Here is a 1,384-nt window from a genome sequence, read left to right as displayed (position 1 = left end):
GCGACGGGATCGAGCAGCGGGATCGGCGACAGGTCACGTGGCTCGGAGGCCAAGACGGGCGGCGGGGCGAGGTGCTTGGGCATGGGGACCATGCGCCCGTAGGCGTCCGGCACCCACACCACCGGCTCACGCTCGATGCCCGACTGCGCGGGCACCAGCGGCGCCGTGTACGGCTCAACGGGCGTGATCGGGATGGGGTGATGGACTTCGACGGCGGTGGGCCGCTCGGGGTAGGGCATCCTGTGCTCCCTTCTGGCCTGGCCGGGCACCAGCACACCCCGCGCGTGGCGCCTGTGCGCGGGGTGTGCGGGTCTTGGGCCCGGGTGTCAGGCGGGGGTGTCAGGCGGTGTCAGCGGCCCACTGTCAGGGCGCGTGACGCCGCGTGTGCCTAGGGGTTTGGGTGTCAGGCGGCCGTGACGGTGTCAGGCGTCAGGCTGCTGTCAGGGCCGCGGGCGTCCCGTCGTCGGGGCGGGGGACGATCCGCCACCGGCCGGTGGTGTTCGTCTGCTCCAGGCGGCCCTCGATGGCGGCTTCCTTGAGCCGCGCGGACACCCACGGGCGGGACAGACCGTGGCGGTCGCACCAGTCCATGAAGTCCTTCGGGCCCACGACCATCAGCCCCGCGGCCTCGAACTCGTCGAGCGCCTGGGCGAAGAGCTCGCGGGCCTCGGCCGGGGTCGGCTTGCGGCCCGTCTCCTGCCCGAACAGCGGGACGTCGTCGCCCTGCTGCGGTTCGGGGAGTTCGGCTTCCTCGTCGATGTCCGCGTCCTCCGGGTCGACCAGCAAGCCCTCCTCCGTCACGCCCGGGTCCTCCTCCGTGCGGGCCCGCGGTACCGCCGGCGCGCTGCCCGTGTCGGGGGCGGCGCGGCCGGTGTACGCGGTTCCGGCCACGCCCTTGAGGGCGCGCGCGGTGACGGAGTCGGCGGTGGCGCCGTGGCGCTGCGCCCACAGCGCGAGCAGCTGCATGGTGTCCACGGAGCGCGGCGTGAAGCGCAGGGTGCGTCCCGGGGAGGCGTAGCGGTCCTCGTCGATGCCGGGCGAGACGACGTAGCAGTAGCCGGGCTTGCGGTTGCGCCACGCGCCCGGGTGGGCGCCCGCGGCCAGGACCTCGTCGGGCAGGCAGAAATTTTCGTCGTCCGGGGCACAGCCCAGTGCGACCACGGACGGCAGCGAGGCCCGCGTGCTCGTGCTCATCTGGTCGTAGGACGGGCGCTGAAGGGAGACCACCAGGGCGGCGCCCGCGGACCGGGCTTCCTGCGCGATGCCGGTGAACGCGTCATCGCCGATGAACCGCAGGGTGTTCGCGGCCTCCTCGAACCAGGCGACCATGAACGGCATGCCGGGGCAGCCGCACGCCGCGCCCTGGCGGCAGGAGTGGGCCGGG

General features: G+C 74.0%; 2 pseudogenes. Both read right to left on the bottom strand.

Annotation, left to right across the window (positions count from 1 at the left end):
- Positions 1 to 239 (bottom strand): annotated as a pseudogene (locus tag STRAU_RS01555) (hypothetical protein); the annotation flags it as partial.
- 190 nt (positions 240 to 429) lie between these two features.
- Positions 430 to 1,384 (bottom strand): annotated as a pseudogene (locus tag STRAU_RS01550) (plasmid transfer protein TraB); the annotation flags it as partial.

Source organism: Streptomyces aurantiacus JA 4570, from assembly GCF_000414115.1.
Taxonomy (GTDB): domain Bacteria; phylum Actinomycetota; class Actinomycetes; order Streptomycetales; family Streptomycetaceae; genus Streptomyces; species Streptomyces aurantiacus_A.
Note: the sequence above shows the minus strand (reverse complement) of the source record. Positions and strands in the feature narration are given on the sequence as shown.